Source organism: Chryseobacterium sp. RU37D, assembly GCF_900156075.1.
Taxonomy (GTDB): Bacteria; Bacteroidota; Bacteroidia; order Flavobacteriales; family Weeksellaceae; genus Chryseobacterium.
Window position 1 is genome coordinate 106343 of sequence record NZ_FTMM01000005.1, and the last position, 17533, is coordinate 123875.

Annotated in this window: 13 protein-coding genes; 5 read left to right on the forward strand and 8 right to left on the reverse strand. The window is 35.0% G+C overall.

The window, feature by feature from the left end; genetic code table 11:
• Nucleotides 1-45: 45 nt before the first annotated feature.
• The 6 genes from BW926_RS03920 to BW926_RS03940 all read right to left on the reverse strand — a co-directional run bounded on the left by BW926_RS03920 (nucleotide 46) and on the right by BW926_RS03940 (nucleotide 8984).
• Nucleotides 46-1254 carry a PepSY-associated TM helix domain-containing protein gene (locus BW926_RS03920; RefSeq protein ID WP_076444371.1) on the reverse strand — a complete coding sequence of 403 codons (1209 nt, stop codon included), beginning with the start codon at nucleotides 1252-1254 and terminating at the stop codon, nucleotides 46-48.
• A 189-nt stretch (nucleotides 1255-1443) separates the two neighbouring features.
• Nucleotides 1444-1593 (reverse strand): hypothetical protein, encoded by a 150-nt coding sequence (locus BW926_RS14325; RefSeq protein ID WP_179077976.1) that lies wholly within the window; start codon nucleotides 1591-1593, stop codon nucleotides 1444-1446.
• A gap of 506 nt (nucleotides 1594-2099) precedes the next feature.
• Nucleotides 2100-4247 carry a TonB-dependent siderophore receptor gene (locus BW926_RS03925; RefSeq protein WP_076444373.1) on the reverse strand — a complete coding sequence of 716 codons (2148 nt, stop codon included), beginning with the start codon at nucleotides 4245-4247 and terminating at the stop codon, nucleotides 2100-2102.
• Between the two features lie 151 nt (nucleotides 4248-4398).
• Nucleotides 4399-7473 carry a preprotein translocase subunit SecA gene (gene secA / locus BW926_RS03930; protein ID WP_076444375.1) on the reverse strand — a complete coding sequence of 1025 codons (3075 nt, stop codon included), beginning with the start codon at nucleotides 7471-7473 and terminating at the stop codon, nucleotides 4399-4401.
• 125 nt (nucleotides 7474-7598) lie between these two features.
• Complete coding sequence (locus BW926_RS03935; RefSeq protein WP_002662059.1) at nucleotides 7599-7820, reverse strand: DUF2795 domain-containing protein; 222 nt, start codon at nucleotides 7818-7820, stop codon at nucleotides 7599-7601.
• A gap of 141 nt (nucleotides 7821-7961) precedes the next feature.
• A complete protein-coding gene (locus BW926_RS03940) occupies nucleotides 7962-8984 on the reverse strand; it encodes a GDP-mannose 4,6-dehydratase (RefSeq protein ID WP_076444377.1) in 1023 nt (340 codons plus the stop codon).
• 89 nt (nucleotides 8985-9073) lie between these two features.
• Here BW926_RS03940 and BW926_RS03945 point away from each other — a divergent pair, with 89 nt between their 5' ends.
• A complete protein-coding gene (locus BW926_RS03945) occupies nucleotides 9074-9871 on the forward strand; it encodes a DUF2797 domain-containing protein (protein WP_076444379.1) in 798 nt (265 codons plus the stop codon).
• Between the two features lie 16 nt (nucleotides 9872-9887).
• The gene (locus BW926_RS03950; RefSeq protein ID WP_076444381.1) at nucleotides 9888-12389 is read left to right on the forward strand and encodes a hypothetical protein; all 2502 of its coding nucleotides are present in this window, start codon (nucleotides 9888-9890) and stop codon (nucleotides 12387-12389) included.
• A 153-nt stretch (nucleotides 12390-12542) separates the two neighbouring features.
• On the opposite strand, the gene BW926_RS03955 is transcribed toward BW926_RS03950, so the two are convergent.
• Nucleotides 12543-12893: a hypothetical protein gene (locus BW926_RS03955; RefSeq protein ID WP_076444383.1), complete on the reverse strand. Its 351-nt coding sequence runs from the start codon at nucleotides 12891-12893 to the stop codon at nucleotides 12543-12545.
• A gap of 171 nt (nucleotides 12894-13064) precedes the next feature.
• On the opposite strand from BW926_RS03955, the gene BW926_RS03965 reads away from it, so the two are divergent.
• The gene (locus BW926_RS03965; protein WP_076444453.1) at nucleotides 13065-13259 is read left to right on the forward strand and encodes a hypothetical protein; all 195 of its coding nucleotides are present in this window, start codon (nucleotides 13065-13067) and stop codon (nucleotides 13257-13259) included.
• Between the two features lie 122 nt (nucleotides 13260-13381).
• On the forward strand, nucleotides 13382-14428 hold the full coding sequence (locus BW926_RS03970; protein ID WP_076444455.1) for a PA0069 family radical SAM protein: 1047 nt from the start codon (nucleotides 13382-13384) through the stop codon (nucleotides 14426-14428).
• 388 nt (nucleotides 14429-14816) lie between these two features.
• Here BW926_RS03970 and BW926_RS03975 read toward each other — a convergent pair whose 3' ends face one another.
• Entirely contained in the window at nucleotides 14817-15767 is a 951-nt protein-coding gene (locus tag BW926_RS03975; protein ID WP_076444387.1) for an isopenicillin N synthase family dioxygenase, read from the reverse strand.
• Nucleotides 15768-15853: 86 nt separating this feature from the next.
• On the opposite strand from BW926_RS03975, the gene menD reads away from it, so the two are divergent.
• Nucleotides 15854-17533, forward strand: coding sequence for a 2-succinyl-5-enolpyruvyl-6-hydroxy-3-cyclohexene-1-carboxylic-acid synthase (menD, locus tag BW926_RS03980; protein ID WP_076444389.1), 1680 nt, complete (start codon nucleotides 15854-15856; stop codon nucleotides 17531-17533).

Consider the following 17533-nt stretch of genomic DNA (forward strand, 5'->3'; position numbering starts at 1 on the left):
TTGTATTAATGGATTATTAACTAGATAATTATTGAAATTTTTTTTTCAGGCTGCCTTTATGGTTTTCTTTTTTCTTTTTCCCCACCAGATCATAAAACCTGTCACGGGTAAAGAGGCACATATGAGACTTACGATAAAGGCGATGATCTTTGTAGGAAGTCCTAAAATAGACCCGACATGGATGTCAAAGTTGGCTCCGACAGTTTTTTCGCCAAAATTTTTATCTTTCATGTCGTGAGTATGTAGCAGCTCCCCGGAATTTTCATCAAAAATAAGGCTGCTGCTTTTGTGATAAGAATATGATAAATGCTTCACATAAACTTCAAAATTCGAATGTTTATGATCGTCAATATGTTTGTGGCCAAGATCGATCGAAAAACCGTAAGAACTCAGATATTTTGCTTTTACGGTATTGCTGATTTTGTCTAAAGTTCCTTCTGTTCTCAATTCAATTGGAGCTTTAGTTTTGATATCTGAAAAATCGGGATATGTGGTTTTTCCTCCCGAAAAGATAAAATAAAAAGTGGCCTGAACGGCAAAAAAGGCATAAAAAAGGCCTGTTAATGAAAATATTAAAGCAAAAATAGAAGCATAAAATCCTAAGATATTATGAAGATCATAATTTTTTCTTTTCCAGCTTTTTACATTTTTCCATTTGAAAGAAAAGCGCTGTTTTCTGGCTGCTTTGTTTTTTGGCCACCAGAGGATAATCCCGGAAATCAACATGATGACAAATATAATCACTGGAATCCCGACAAGATAGGTTCCCCATTCCTGTTTGAGAAGATAGCTCCAATGGATCATTTTTACAATCTGAAAGAAGCTGTTTTTTTCGTCGTATGTTCTTAGAACCTTTCCGTTGTATGGGTTCACATAAGCAACTTTGTAGATTGGAAATTCGTCAAAATAATTCCACCCTTTTGGGTCATGTTCGTACCAATAAAAAAGATAAGACATCTTTTTATCGATCGGAATACTCACCCAATGAACAGGGTATTTTTCTTTCACCTGTTCCACTACAGCTTTCTCCAAAGTACGGATTGGAAGCACCTGTTTGTGACCTATATTTTGCTCGTTATGAAAAATAACATCTTTTCTGGTAACATTTTCAATTTCATCCTTGAAAACATATAAAGCTCCTGTAATAGATATAATGAAGATTAAAAATCCGATGCTCAAACCGAACCACAAATGCAGTTTTCCGATCCATTTTTTTAATGTGCTTGGTTTTTTCTTGTGATGTTTTTTCTTCATATTTTCTTTAAGTTCGGTAAAGATAAGGTTTAATTATTATTTAGAATATTTATAAATTGCACTGATTTATACTGTTTAAATTTTTTTTAATCGCAAGGCTAGACGAAGTTTTTTTTAATGTTTGCGGTTGATTTTTAAGATAGACAAAGGGATTTCACTTAATTTCGAAATACAAATTGTTTGTCTTGCTCAAGCGCATAAAGCATATCCAAACCGACAGATAACTTCTGAGTAGGTCTTACCTGAAGCTAAGGCAAAATTTTCTACGCAGAAATTCTGCTGTTGTTTCGGAGATGTAATTCCTTTCATCAGGCTGTAGCTTCCCCGAAATTGATTCATCTTGTCGGATTGAAGTATAGGAGTCTTTCAAAACCATGCAATTTCCGGGGCTCTCTGGACTTTGAATGAAAGGGACTCCTAATTTTGATGTACTTATATAAGACGTTACTTCATAATTGATCCATTTTGCAATCTGTCCCGTTGCTCCCAATTCATAATTGTTAACTATGATCGGTTTTATTCAAGGTTAGTGATAGTATCAGAAGTAGAGGTTCTTGTTTTATTTTTCCCCCTAGCTATGTTAAAAATCTCGTTATGTATTATGATGTGCAAAGAATAAAAATGAATTTTTCAACCAACCCGAAATAAGTCCTATGTGAATGTCATAATTGGGATTGGCATATTTTTCTGTGTTGTTAAATTCCTGATGAGGTTTGATAATAGTTTTCCTAAATATTTATAAAAAACAACTTGATTTCTAATTTTTTGCAAATGAAGGTTTTTTTATGATGCATCTATTTCAGAGTAAAAAGCTAGCCGGGAAAAATTAGCTTTTATTTATTTTATTAAAATTTATATACGATTGTTCCTAAGAAGTTGGCTAGTTTTTGTGGATTCGCTGTAGAATATCCTGTCCAATAATGTTCATTGGTGAAGTTATCCACTTTAATCCCGATTCTGAATTTCTTTGCATCGTAAAACGCATAGGCATTTAAAACAAAATATTTTGGTAAAATAAAATCTCCGGTTACATTATTATCACTTGCATAATTGCCTCCAAATCCGAATCCAAGACCTTTTATTTTTCCGTCAACAAATTGATATGCCAAGTTGAAATTCGCATTCCAATAAGAACCTGCGGTTGTTGGTCTTGTTTTAGTAGTTTCATCTACAGTATCATTATAAGCCAAACCTCCGACTAAAGAGAATCCTTTTACAAGATATGCATTTACTTCCAACTCGAAACCTTTGCTCAGTGTAGAAGCTGCCTGTTTCTGAACTGAAACAAAGCCTGGGGCATATTCTCCGGTATAAAGCAATTGGTTTTTCACTTTAATATTGTAGTAAGAAACCGTTGCATTGAATCTGTTGTTAAATAAACTTGTTTTAAAACCTCCTTCAAACTGATTTCCTCTTTCAGGGTCTGATAAAGTGGTCGTTCCCGCTGTGTCAGAAGTATAATATCCGTTTGATTTAAATGAATTTTGATAATTTCCGAAAACTGAGAATTTATCTTTTACGATTTCATAAACAATACCTGCTTTTGGAGAGAATGCAGATTGGTTATAGGCTTTCTCTGCATTTGTCCCGTTCATTCCACCCAAATAATCGTTGTTTTCATAACGAAGTCCTGCCATAATATGCAAATTGGCAATCGGAGTAAATAAGTTGGAAATATATCCTGAATAGGTATTCAGGTCGCTCAAATAATCGTAGGTTGAAAATTTATTTGTGTCAGCATAAAGCGCAGTCAAAGCAGCAGCATTCATTCCGGAATAATCTGCGCCTGAAGCTGACACAGTATCAAAATTAGAATTTAAATACTTATAACGTAATCTTTCCGTTGTTCTCATGTAATCAAAACCAACAACTGTTCTGTTTTTCATTCCGTTTGAAAAATCATAATTGAAGTTGAAGTTTTGTTGAATTTGGAACCAAGATTTTTTACTGTCATTTGTAGACTGATCTGCTCTTGCAACCAAATATTGTCCTCCTGTGTAAGCAATCGAAAAATACGGATTGTAACCGTCTGAATAAGAATCAGAATTATTGATGTAAGTATTTGAAGTAATGTTATTATTGATTTTCCACTTCACATTTCCGAAAACATTAGAATTTCTTGCAGTCATGTACAAATCATTTCCGGTATAAGATTCTTTATAATTCAAGCCTGCCGCTTTTTCCAAATCTTTCATATTATCAATTCCGTTCAATGCTTTCGGAGAAAGATAAAAGAAGTATGGGTTTGCCGTTACTCTATTGTCGAACAATTCATAATCTACATTCAACTGAACTTTGTCGGAAACATTCCAAGTCAAACTCGGTGCAAATGTGGTGTATTGATTTTTCGCGTCAGTTTTTGTGAAGTTTCCTTCATTTGTATATGCCGTATTTACACGGAAAAGTAAGTCTTTTGTAATCGGAGCATTCACATCCGCCGTTGCTCTGTACGTATTATAACTTCCTGCAGAAGCCGAAACAGCACCAAAGAAATTTTGCTGAGGTTTTTTAGTCACTCTGTTGATAAGACCACCATAAGAAGCTACGTTGCTTCCGTAAAGTGTGCCGACAGGACCTTTCAAGAATTCCAATGTTTCCACGTTGATTGCATCAATGGTAGAAGTAACGGGAGCCACTACACCATTTCTCGTAGATGCCTGAGAAGGGAAACCTCTTAAAACAAAGAACGAACCACCATCTCCGGCTCTTCCTGTGGGGTTCCACATTTTCTGTAAACCGGTTACGTTTCTGTAAGCATCATCTACAGTGAAAATATTTTCATTTTCCAAAATCCCTTTATCGATAGAAGAATACACTTGAGGATTTTCGATGAATTTCACCGGCATTTTGTTGGAAGATTCTGTATCAAGTTTTTTCACCATTCTATTGATGATCACTTCTTCTATATTTTTAGAATTAACAGTATCCTTTTTTTCCTGGGCAAAACTTAGCATAGAACCCAACAAAGAGGCACAGATCAGTACATTTTTCATGAAAGTCAAATTTTCTGCAAATATATTGTTTTTAATTATTCTAAATTAAAAAACAGATTGATATTTATCATATAATTGTTATACAATAAATAATAAAACCCACAACAATACAGGTTGTTGCGGGTTTTATATTATGAATTAATTATTTTTTTTATGCGGGAATTTCTCCTTTGTACAAGAATGAAATAATTTCTTTATTTAATTTATCTATCATTTCACTGAATAAGTGGAAAGATTCCTGTTTATAAATTATCAATGGATCTTTCTGCTCATAAACAGCTCCCTGAGAAGATCTTCTTAAGTCATCCATTTCACGAAGGTGAAGTTTCCAGTTTTCGTCGATGATTGATAAAGTGATATTCTTTTCAAAATCATTAACTAAACTTTCGCACTGCGTATCATAAGCTTCTTTAAGATCTGCAACGATTGTCATTGTTTTGTGACCATCCGTGAAAGGAACCTGAATCATTTTGAACATCGAACCTTGATTTTGATATACATTCTCAATAATCGGGAATGATTTATCTTTCAATAACTTCAACTTCATATTGTAATCATCCTGAGCTGCTTTGAATAAAATATTCGTCAAATCCTGAATATTTTTATTTTTGAAATCGTTCTCAGAAACAGGAGATTCCATTGTGAAGGTTTTGATGATCTCGTATTCGAAATCTTTATAATTTCCTGTAGCTTTTCCTTTCGCAGAAATAGAATTGGCAACATCGAAAATCATGTTCGTAATGTCATATTTCAGGTGATCTCCAAACAACGCATTCTTTCTTCTCTTGTAGATCACGTCACGCTGCTTGTTCATCACGTCATCATATTCAAGAAGTCTTTTTCTGATTCCGAAGTTATTTTCTTCTACTTTTTTCTGAGCCCTTTCGATAGACTTGGTAATCATAGAATGCTGAATAACTTCACCTTCTTTATGACCCATTCTGTCCATCATTTTAGCAATTCTTTCAGAACCGAAAAGACGCATTAGGTTATCTTCCAAGGATACATAGAATTGAGAACTTCCCGGATCTCCCTGACGTCCCGCTCTACCTCTCAGCTGTCTGTCAACACGTCTTGAATCGTGTCTTTCTGTTCCGATAATTGCTAAACCTCCAGCTTCTTTTACTTCTTTAGAAAGCTTGATATCTGTACCACGGCCTGCCATGTTTGTTGCAATAGTTACAACTCCTGGTTGACCTGCTCCTGCAACGATTTCTGCTTCTTTTTTGTGAAGCTTAGCATTAAGTACCTGGTGAGGAATTTTTCTTAATTGTAGAGCTTTTGATAATAATTGAGAAATTTCAACTGAAGTTGTACCAACAAGAACCGGTCTTCCCGCTGATGTTAATTTTTCAACTTCTTCAATTACAGCGTTATATTTTTCTCTATTAGTTTTATAAACTAAATCTTGTCTGTCATGTCTTAAAATCGGACGATTAGTAGGGATTACCACAACATCCAATTTGTAGATTTCCCAGAGCTCACCCGCTTCTGTTTCAGCTGTACCTGTCATCCCCGCAAGTTTGTTGTACATACGGAAATAATTCTGAAGCGTAATGGTTGCAAAAGTTTGGGTTGCAGCTTCTATTTTTACGTTTTCTTTCGCTTCAATCGCTTGGTGAAGACCATCTGAATAACGTCTTCCTTCCATGATACGGCCGGTCTGCTCATCAACGATTTTTACTTCACCATCAATTACTACATATTCATCATCTTTTTCGAATAATGTGTATGCTTTAAGTAATTGGCTCATGGTGTGGACTCTTTCGGACTTTTCAGCGAAATCTGAGAAAAGTCTTTCTTTAGCTTCAAATTCTTCTTCTTTAGATAAATTTTTAGCTTCCAGTTCAGCGATTTCAGTTCCGATGTCTGGGAGAACGAAGAAATTAGGGTCAGAGTTTCCTTGAGACATGTATTCAACACCTTTGTCTGTAAGATCCACCTGATTGTTCTTTTCTTCGATTACAAAATAAAGATCTTTATCTACGATTGGCATATCACGGTTGTTGTCCTGCATGTATTGAGCTTCCACTTTCTGAAGCAATGCACGGTTTCCGCTTTCCGATAAAAATTTAATTAATTGTCTGTTCTTAGGAAGACCTCTGTATGCCTGAAGCAATTTGAATCCTCCTTCTTTTGTGTTTCCTGCTGCGATTAATTTTTTCGATTCATTAAAAATAGCTGAAACGGTTTTTTTCTGAACTTCAACGATTCTGTCGATAGAAGGTTTTAGAACATCAAATTCCTGTCTGTCTCCTTGTGGAACAGGTCCCGAAATAATTAATGGTGTTCTTGCATCATCTACCAAAACAGAGTCAACCTCATCCACGATAGCAAAGTTTAGTTCTCTTTGTACCAGTTCTGAAGGTGAAGTTACCATGTTATCTCTCAAATAATCGAAACCGAATTCGTTATTTGTACCGTAAGTGATATCTGAATTGTATGCTTTTCTTCTTCCGTCTGAGTTTGGCTGGTGATTATCAATACAATCGATGCTCATTCCGTGGAACTGATACAATGGACCCATCCACGCCGAGTCTCTTTTCGCAAGGTAGTCATTCACTGTTACAACGTGAACTCCTCTTCCCGGAAGCGCATTTAAGAATATCGGAAGCGTACCCACCAAAGTTTTACCTTCACCGGTAGCCATCTCGGCAATCTTACCGCTGTGAAGTATTACCCCTCCGATAAACTGTACATCATAATGTACCATGTCCCAGTTTACGGGTGTTCCGGCAGCATCCCATGAGTTTTTCCAAACAGCTTGATCTCCTTGAATTTCTACGAAATCTTTTCCTCCAGCAGCCAATTGTCTGTCCCAATCGGATGCCTTGATTCTGATTTCTCCATTCTGAGCCCATCTTCTTGCTGTTTCTTTCACCAAAGCAAAAACTTCGGGAAGAATTTGAAGAAGAACTTTTTCTTCAATTTCGTATGATTCTTTCTTTAGAGTCTCAATCTTTGAAAAAAGAGCTTCTTTTTCATCAACGTTTGTTGAATTCTTTATCTGCTCTTGGATCTGTTCTATTTGAGCTGTGATTTTGCTGGTTGCAGATTTGATATTTTCTTTAAACTCAGCAGTTTTCTCTCTTAAACCATCGTCAGACAATTGCTGAATGCTTGGTTCAACAGCTTTGATTTTTGTTACAACTTTTTTTACTTCTTTTAGGTCCTGCGCTTTTTTGTCTCCCAAAAACCCTTTAAGAACTTTGTTTAAAAAACTCATTTTTTAATTTGCTTTATGCCTTAAGCTTTATGCTTTAGGCGTTTTTACTAGCACGTATATCGTGTCAATTAATATTTAAAAAGGGAAATAAGCTTCAAGCTTACTGCCTAAAGCTTATTACTTTGCTAATATTCATCTTCGTTCCAAAGGAAGTCCTCATCCGTTGGATAATCACTCCAAACCTCTTCAATAGATTCGTAAATCTCTCCTTCATCCTCGATAGCCTGAAGATTTTCTACTACTTCCATAGGTGCACCAGTTCTGATTGCGTAATCAATAAGCTCTGCTTTTGTCATTGGCCAAGGTGCGTCACTTAAGTATGAAGCTAATTCTAATGTCCAGTACATAATTTTCTAATTTTTTGCAAAAGTATAAAAATAGCTTATATTATATGCTTTTTTACACCTGATTTTCAATTCTTTTTATTAATTTTTGTTCATTGTATGTTATAGAAAGCTTTAAACTATGCTCTGTAACTTACTTTGATGTCATTTTCTCAAAAACCATTCCACAAATTTTTTTATGCCATTTTGGAAGTTTGTGTCAGGTTTATAGCCAATTAATGTCTTAGCTTTTGTAATATCTGCATTGGTTTTCTGGACATCTCCGGGCTGCATTGGCAGATTTTTCCGGATGGCAGATTTTCTCATGGCAGTTTCGATTGTGGAGACCATTTCATTTAAATTAATGACCTGACTTTCTCCAAGATTTATGATTTCATAAACATCGGAATTATTTTCTAAATATTGAATGGATTTTGTAATTCCATCAATAATATCATCAATATAAGTATAATCTCTGGCAGTAGTCCCATCGCCATAGAAAGGTATTTCTTTATTTTCGGAAATTAATTTTGCGAATTTATGAATGGCCAGATCAGGTCTTTGTCTGGGGCCGTAAACCGTAAAAAACCTCAATTGAATCATGTCAATTTTGTATAAATCATGGTAAACATGGCCTAAGATTTCGCCGCATTTTTTGGTTGCCGCATACGGTGAGATGGGGTTGTCAACATTATCTGTTTCTGCAAAAGGAATTTTTTCATTATTCCCGTAAACGCTTGATGACGAGGCGCAAACGAATTTTTTAAGATTAAAATCCTTGCACAATTCCCAAAGGTTCATTGTTCCGCGAATATTGACCTCTTCGTATTCCAAAGGTCTTTCGATAGAAGGGCGAACTCCCGCAAGAGCTGCCAGATGGATAATTAGATCAATTTTATGAGTTTTAAAAATCTCTTCTAGTCCCTTTTTATCTCGGATATCCTGATAATAGAGCGTATATTTTTTTGATTTAGAAAGCGAAATTAAATTTCGAATATCAGTTTCTTTTTCTGAGAATTCAAAATCCAAATTTTCATCAATCGATTCTAAAGTATTTTTAATTTTTATCTGATAATTATAGAAATCATCAAAATTGTCAATGTTTATGACAGAATGTCCTTTTTTTAATAATCGTTCTATCAAATGAGAACCAATAAATCCGCTGCCTCCTGTTACAAGATAATTCATCCGTGCCTTTTTATAAATACAAAAATATAAAATTACTGTTTGAAAAATATAATCGTTAAATTTACTTAAAAAAGTAATATAAAATTAATATGCAGTTTCAAGGGCAAATTTTAAAAATGACGAGCTTCAATGATGAGCCGATCCAGTATTATCTTAATCTTTCCGGAGACCTTATCCATATGAATGAATTGTTCGGGAAAGAGCTTACCATAAAACATATAGGATTTCAATGTGTAAACTGTCAGGAAAGCAAGCCGATCTACAGAATGGGTTTCTGCAAAAACTGTTTTTTTGAAAGTCCGTATGCAAGTGATACCATTATCCGTCCAGAACTTTCCACGGCCCATCTAGATATTGCTGAGCGTGATCTTGAAGTAGAAAAACAGATCCAGCTTCAGCCACACACGGTTTATCTGGCGTATACAGGAGAAGTGAAAGTGGGAGTAACAAGAAATACACAAATTCCTACGAGATGGATCGATCAGGGTGCGACATTTGCATTACCTATTGCAAGAACGGAAAACCGCTATGAAGCCGGAATGATAGAAGTTGCTCTAAAGCAGCATGTTCCCGATAAAACAAGCTGGAAAAAAATGCTTCAGGATGATTTGGAAGATGAGATTGATTTAGCAGATTTCCAGCAAAAAATCAAGCAATATTTCCCGGAAGATTTCCAGAAATTTTATAGCGAAGGCGAAAATCTTTGGATGTTTGATTATCCTTTTGAAAAGCCTGAAAAAGTAACCTCATTTACTTTAGATAAAAGACCGGAGTTTACAGGAAAACTTACAGGAATCAAAGGGCAGTATCTTGGTTTTGACGGGGGCGAATTTATTAATGTGAGGGGGCATGAGGGATATGTGATTGAATTGAATATAAAAAATTAATAACCAAATTTAAAACATGAGAAAATGGGTTAAAAAGCTTTTCGTAGGTCTTGCGATTTTGCTGGGAGTAGTGCTTCTGGCCAATTTCGGACTTAATATTTGGCTTAAAACCCAACTTCCAAATTACATTAAAAACAATACAGACTATAAAATTTCCTACAAGCTTTTGGAAGTAGATCTCATGTCGGGAAATATTTTGTCGACCGGGGTTTCCGTAAACAGTAAAAATCCTCAGAATATCAATGTGATTGGAATTCAGGGAACTATTGATACTTTGAAGATTAGCCGTTTCGGGATTTATGATGCTGTTTTTAATAAACAGATTAATTCTACAGATTTGCTGCTATCAAAACCGAATCTGAACATTGTTCTGGCCAGACCTGTTGATAATAAAACCGGTAAAAAAAGAAACCTTGTTGTCTTCGAAAATATTAGGATTAATAATGGAAGCATCAGTATTTTCAGACATAATAAACGGAAATTTTTATCAGTTCAGGATTTAAATTTATTTGTTGAAAATCTGCAAATGACGGAAGAATCTGTTGAAAATAAGCTTCCAGTGGTTTTCGACAAATATAAAATTAGAGGAAAGAATTTTTTTGTTCGCCCGGATGCTATTTATGTGTTGAAAATCAAGTCTATAGTTACTTCGGATGGGCAGATGTCTGTCGAGGATTTCAGGCTGATTCCTTTACTGAATATAGTTCAACTTAAAAGATTTTATCCTAAAAAAACAAAGCTTTACCAGGTTCGTATTCCCATAATGAAATTTACGGATATCGTTTTAAAGAAAAATATAGTTTCTCTTGCCAATGCCAATTTTCAGCATCCCAATCTTCTGGTTTACAATATAGATGTTGGTCCGGTGAAGATTAAAAAATCTTCCGGTTTTGATCTTAACCTTGAAGATGTAAGAATTAATAACGCAACCGTAAAAGTGGTAAAATCAGATGGAAATGAACTCTTTTTTGCGAAAAACCTTAATCTCAATGCGAATAAATTAAAATTTAATAAAGACACAAGGGAAGAGGTTATTCCGGTGGGGTATAAAAGCTTTCAGTTTTCGGGAAAGGATATTGTATATTCCACTCACCAGAATTACAATATTGAGAATCTTGCTCTTAATCAGAAAAGCGGTGAGATGAGAAATATTTCAGTCACTCCAAATAAGCTTGACCCGGGAAGAAGGTCTATGAATTTAAAAGCCAGTTTTGCTTCTTTTAATATTAATAAGTTTGAATTTATTGACAGAAAATTACACCTTGACATTAAAGACCTTTTGGTAGATAAAGTAAACGGAACGATAAGAATTGGTGAAAAAATTAAAAGAAAAACCAAAAAAGAAAATAATGTAGCCCTAATTCTTGTCAGAAAATTTTCCTTAAAAAATTCTAATGTTACCTATGATAAGGATAGTGAGCCCTTGGCCTTCAATGAGCTTAATGCTACCATCAATAATGTAGAATATAAGTCAAAAACAAATAATTACGGTCATACTTTAAAAATCGGAGATTACTTCGTTACCACAAAAAATTTCGGTTACCGTACAAAATTCTACAATATGTCAGTTGGGCTTTTAAAATTGAATAAAAATAATGTTCAGATCAATAATTTTGCAATGAAACCTTTGGTATCAAGGATGCAATTCATTAAAATGATTCCTGTGGAAAGAGATCTGTATGATATAAAAGCCAATCAGATTTCCGCCAGCGGTAACTGGGACTTGTTTTCCGAAAATAAATCCATTATGGCGTCCAATGTTATGATTCAATCAGCTGATGCCAATATTTTCAGAAGTAAAATTCCTAAAGATGATCCAAAGGAAAAGCCTTTATACTCTAGAATGCTTCGTTCGATTAAAATTCCTTTGATTATAAATGATTTAGATTTAAAAAATTCAGTTCTTGTTTACGAAGAAGACACTCCGGAAAGTGTAGGACCGGGAAAACTGACGTTCAGCAATTTTAATATGAATGTTAAAAATTTAAACTCTGCAAAAACTAAAGGAAAGCCTACAAAAGTAGATATTCGCATCAATTGTTCGTTTATGAATCTGGCTCCTCTATCCGTAAGCTGGGACTTTGATGTGGCAGATCAACGTGATGTTTTCAATATTTCGGGGCGTACGCTTAACCTTCCGGCTCAGGGGATTAACCCGTTTATCCGGCCATATCTTCATGTGACGGCTACAGGAATGATTCAGGAGATGATTTTTAATTTCAGGGGAAATCCAAAAGGCTTGAACGGTAGATTTAATCTTAGGCATAAAGACCTTAAAGTTGCTATTTTAGACAAAAAAAATCAGGAAAAGAAAGGTTTCCTGACAGCCATTGCCAATCTTGTTGTAAAATCAGACTCCGGGAAACTTCCTCAGGATGTGATGATTGAAGATGTAGAGCGCGATCCGGCAAAATCTTTTTTCAATATGTTCTGGAAAGGGATTGAGCAAGGCTTAAAGAAAACGCTGATAGGGATTAATATTGATAAAGCCCCCAAAAAAAGTACAAAAAACAATTGAAGATGTAAAAGAAATGAAGCAATAGGTAAAAGATAGGTAATCAAAGATTTAAAGCAAGAAAAAAAGAGAAGGAAAAGAAAGAAGATAGGCTTTCTGAAAGGTGTTTTCAAGAAAAAGAAACCCCTGAAACTGAATAGCTCCGGGGTTATTTTATTAATTAAAATCAAATTCGTGATTTTCTAGAATGGGGATTTCTCTTAAAAAATTATCAAATTCTCGGGGATAATTACTTTCTGCACCATAAGAATCGATGATCATTCCGTAGTTATTGTCATTATCTTTTACCACATACAAGACGGCATTGTCATCCGGACTGCTTGGCCCCTCAAAACGATAAGTTTTCAAAATAGTAAGTTCAGAAGGAGTATATACTTTTTCAGAATTTTCAAGCTTCATTTCGCAATTTTCATTCATTCTGAATTCCCTCTGGATTCCTCTTTCTGCCAACCTGTTCATGACTTGGGTAAGGGTTGTCATTTTGTCAATGTTTCCTGTGTTTTCCATAATAATATTTTTGTTGTTTCCTGCAATAATTGAACCATTGGTAATAAAATTATATTATTTTCATTAATATTTTTTTTGGTAAATTTAAATAGAATGTTAACAAAATTTATAATATCCAAAATTGGGATAGGTACACTTTTTGCAATGTTTATCATAATAAATCAGACAAATATGAAAAAAGAAGTTGGAGTATTGCTAGTAGGAGGTGTTGGTCTTTTAGCAGTATTAAGTATAATTGGGATTAAAAAAATATTACACAAAAAAGACAAAAAATATAGTGATACCTATTCAGACTATCATAGACATTTTGATGGAAAAAGCTACGACGATGAGTATCACGGAGTAGAATTTTGCGCACTGAAGTAGTGAAAAAATATATTTAATTATGTTTGAAACCAACACTTTCAAAAGTGTTGGTTTTTTTGTGGAAAACTTTAGTGTTAAAACTTATTATTTTCAAAAAATTCCATTCTAATTTTACATTTGAAATGCAGAACGAAAATATCATAAAAGGTCAGGGAGCTCAGCGAAATGTTATCAACCGTTTCGACAGGTATACCTATGAGCCGGATGATGAAGATTTCGAAACTGTAAAAATGTCTTTCACGGAAGTTTTCCCGAAAACCATTGTTAATCAGGTGAAAAGCGAAGATCTACCGATGGAATATTCCATGAATCCGTACCAGGGTTGTGAGCATGGATGTGCATATTGTTTTGCAAGGCCTACTCATGAATTTTGGGGATACAGCGCCGGAATTGATTTTGAAAGAAAGATCATGGTCAAGAAAAATGCCCCGGAATTATTGGAAAAATTTTTCCAGAAAAAAGGCTATAAACCGGCTCCGATTTTACTTTCCGGGAATACAGATTGCTATCAGCCCGCCGAAAGAAAGTTTGAAATTACGAGAAAAATGCTCCAAGTCTGCCTGGATTATCGGCATCCCGTAAATGTTTTAACAAAAAATGCCCTGGTGTTGAGGGATATTGATATTTTAAAACCAATGGCTGAACAGAGTCTTGTTTCCGTTTCGTTAAGCATTCCTACTATTAATGAAGACCTTAGGAGAACAATGGAGCCAAGAACGAGCTCTGCAAAAAACAAATTAAAAGCCGTTGAAATCCTTTCTGAAAATAATATTCCGGTGAATGTAATGGTTGCACCCATTATTCCCGGGCTGAACAGCGATGAGCCTTTAACTATTTTAAAAGCAATTTCCGATGCTGGCGCGCAAAGCTTCGGCTATACTTTGGTAAGGCTGAATGATACTGTTGAACCGGTCTTTATAAAATGGATAGAATCTGCTTTTCCTGAGCGTGCACAAAAGGTTTTAAATCTGATCCGGTCCATGAGGGGCGGTAAGTTGGGAGAAAAGAGGTATTTCGACCGTCAGAAAGGGGAAGGTAATATCGCTGAAATGATTCACAATACTTTTAAAATAGGAAGGAAAAAATTCTTTGACGGAAAAGAATTTCCCAAACTCTCAACTAAAAACTTTACGGGCTCTAAGGATCAGCAGCTGAGGTTGTTTGATTGATTTTGTTGCCTGATTTACGAACTTTATATAAAATTTTTTTAATTGTCTGATAGCCTTGTCAAGGTTTCAAACTTTGACAAGGCCTGGTATTGTGTTAAAAAAAACCGCTCCAAAAAGGAACGGTCATTCTTTTATAAATGTATTGAATTTCAATTACATGCTGTCATCCGGGATTTGAAATCATCACTGCAGGTTGCATAGATTATCGTTCTATTGCATGCGTATATACAAATTCCGGCATCGGTAGTTTGATTCCACTAGCCTCTTTAATACTTTTAATTGGTTTTTGCTTAGTTTTATTAAATCTTTCTATTGTTTAAATAAAGTTTAATGTTAAAGTAAAATAATCAAAAAAATAATTAATCAATGAGCTCTGGTATATTTTGTTTTATTTTTTTATTAGGCCTAATTCAATTAGTCTTTCATGTAAAAATTCACCTGCGGTAGTATCTTCATACAGCTTTGGGTGATCTTCATCAATACAGTTTTCAAGAGCATTCAAAGACATAGAGCTGATGGGATGCATAAAGAAAGGAATAGAATATCTTGAAGTTCCCCATAATTCCCTCGGGGGGTTTACCACTCTGTGAATCGTAGATTTCAGCTTATTGTTGGTATGTCTTGACAGCATATCTCCAACGTTGATCATGAGCTCATCCGGTTCTGCGATTGCATCGATCCAGTCGCCATTATGATTCTGAACCTGAAGGCCTTTGCCCTGAGAGCCCATCAGAAGGGTAATTAAGTTAATATCCCCGTGTGCAGCAGCTCTTACAGCATCGTTTGGCTCTTCCGTAATAGGAGGATAATGGATCGGCCTTAAAATAGAATTCCCTTCAGCGATCTTATCATCAAAATAAAATTCATCCAGGCCAAGATACAATGCCAGCGCTCTTAAAACATATTTTCCTGTTTTCTCAAGCATCTGATACGCTTCTTTACCCACTTTGTTGAACTTTGGAAGCTCTTCAACAATTACATTATCAGGATACTCGCTTTTATATTTGGAATCCTCGGACACGTACTGCCCGAAATGCCAAAACTCCTTCAAGTCTCCTTTTTTGAAGCCTTTTGCAGTTTCCTTACCGAATCCTACATAGCCTCTCTGCCCACCAATTCCCGGAATTTCATACTTCTTTTTCTTTTCCGTTGGCAATTCAAAAAAGTTTTTTACCTCTCCATAGAGTTCATCTACCAATTTGTCATCAAGAAAATGGCCTTTTAAAGCTACAAAACCAATTTCTTCATAAGCTTTTCCGATTTCATTTACAAATTTCTGTTTGCGTTCCGGGGCACCCGAAAGGAAATCACGCAGATCTACACTAGGTATTTTATCCATTTTTAGAAATTTAACGAATTGCTAAATTACAGATTTTTGAATTAAAAATTATTTCGTGTTCCGCATTTATAAATTAAATTTGTATTATGAAAAAATATTCTTCCAAGAGAAGTATTCAGATACTTGCACATCTTCTTCAGCAGTATGAAATTTCAAATATTGTAATTTCTCCAGGATCAAGAAACGCTCCTTTAGCTATTCATTTCGCAGAGATGCCGGGAACTTTTAATGCCTTTAGTATTATAGATGAAAGAAGTGCCGCTTTTGTGGGATTAGGTATGGCAATGAGCGAAAAAAAACCCGTTGCCATCACATGTACAAGTGGCTCTGCAGTAGCAAATTATTACCCTGCTATCACAGAGGCATTTTATTCGAATATTCCTTTGTTGATATTAACTGCTGACAGACCAACAGATTATGTTGATATTTTCGATGGACAAACCATCAGGCAGAATAATCTTTTTCATCAGCATTCTTACGGCGATTTTCAACTTTTGGAAGACAGTAAGGAAAATGCAGAAGACATTAATTTTGATTTGATTAAAAAAGCAATCGAGCTTTGTATCGAAAAACAAGGCCCGGTACATATCAATATTCCGCTGGAAGAGCCTCTATATGAATTAGTTTCGGAGATCCCTGCTTTCCCTGATGTTGAAAAAACAATTAAGCATAAAGACTATGAAATTCCTTCTAACCTGGTAGCTGACTGGAATACTTCTCAGAGAATAATGATTCTAGTCGGGACCAGAGATTACAGTCCGGAACTGGAAAATCAATTAACACAATTGGTTAAAAATCATTCTGTTGTTATTTTATGCGAAGCAAATTCTAATTTGTATCATGAAAAATTTTTCAGGCATATTGACCGGTATATTTTCAATTTTACGGAAGAGGATTATAAAAATTATGTGCCTGATTTACTGATTACTGTGGGGCAAAATGTGGTGTCTAAAAAAGTGAAACAGTTTTTAAGAAATGGCCACCCAAAAAGGCACTGGCATTTGGATGAAGTGTGGCAACCGGATACCTATTTTGCCTTAACGGAAAAAGTTGAAGTAAAACCGGAAATTTTCTTTTCTAAATTGTTAAGGTTTGCTAACTTAGAACCCAAACCGTATTATAATCTTTGGGATGTTTTAAGGGATAAAAAAAATGCAAAGCACGAAGAGTTTTTAAATATGGTAGACTTTTCAGATTTTTATTTTTTCAACAAGACCTCACAGGTTATTCCTGAAAACTACAATATCCATTTTAGTAACAGTACGGCCATTAGATATGCACAGTTATTTGACTATGGCAAAAGAAAAATTTATTGTAACAGAGGTACAAGCGGAATTGACGGCTCTACTTCAACAGCTATGGGATTTGCGATAAAAAATGCGAATCCTACTTTACTGGTTACTGGCGATCTAAGCTTCTTTTACGATATCAATGGGCTTTGGAATCAGTATATTCCTCCATTTACAAGAATTATGATCTATAATAACGGAGAAGGAAATATTTTCAAATTTATTCCTGGGCCTGGGAATGCAAACCCAAATAGCCTTGATGAATTTATCGCAACAAAACATAAGAAAAATGCGGAACACCTTGCAAAACATTTTGGTTTTTCTTATACCAGAGTTGAGGATGAACCAACTTTAGACCGTGTTTTAGAAAACTTCTTTAAACCTGATGCTGATGCACAGCCTAAAATTTTGGAAGTCAATACTTACGGAAAAAATAGCGCTGATGTACTAAAGTCTTATTTTGAGTTTATGAAATAA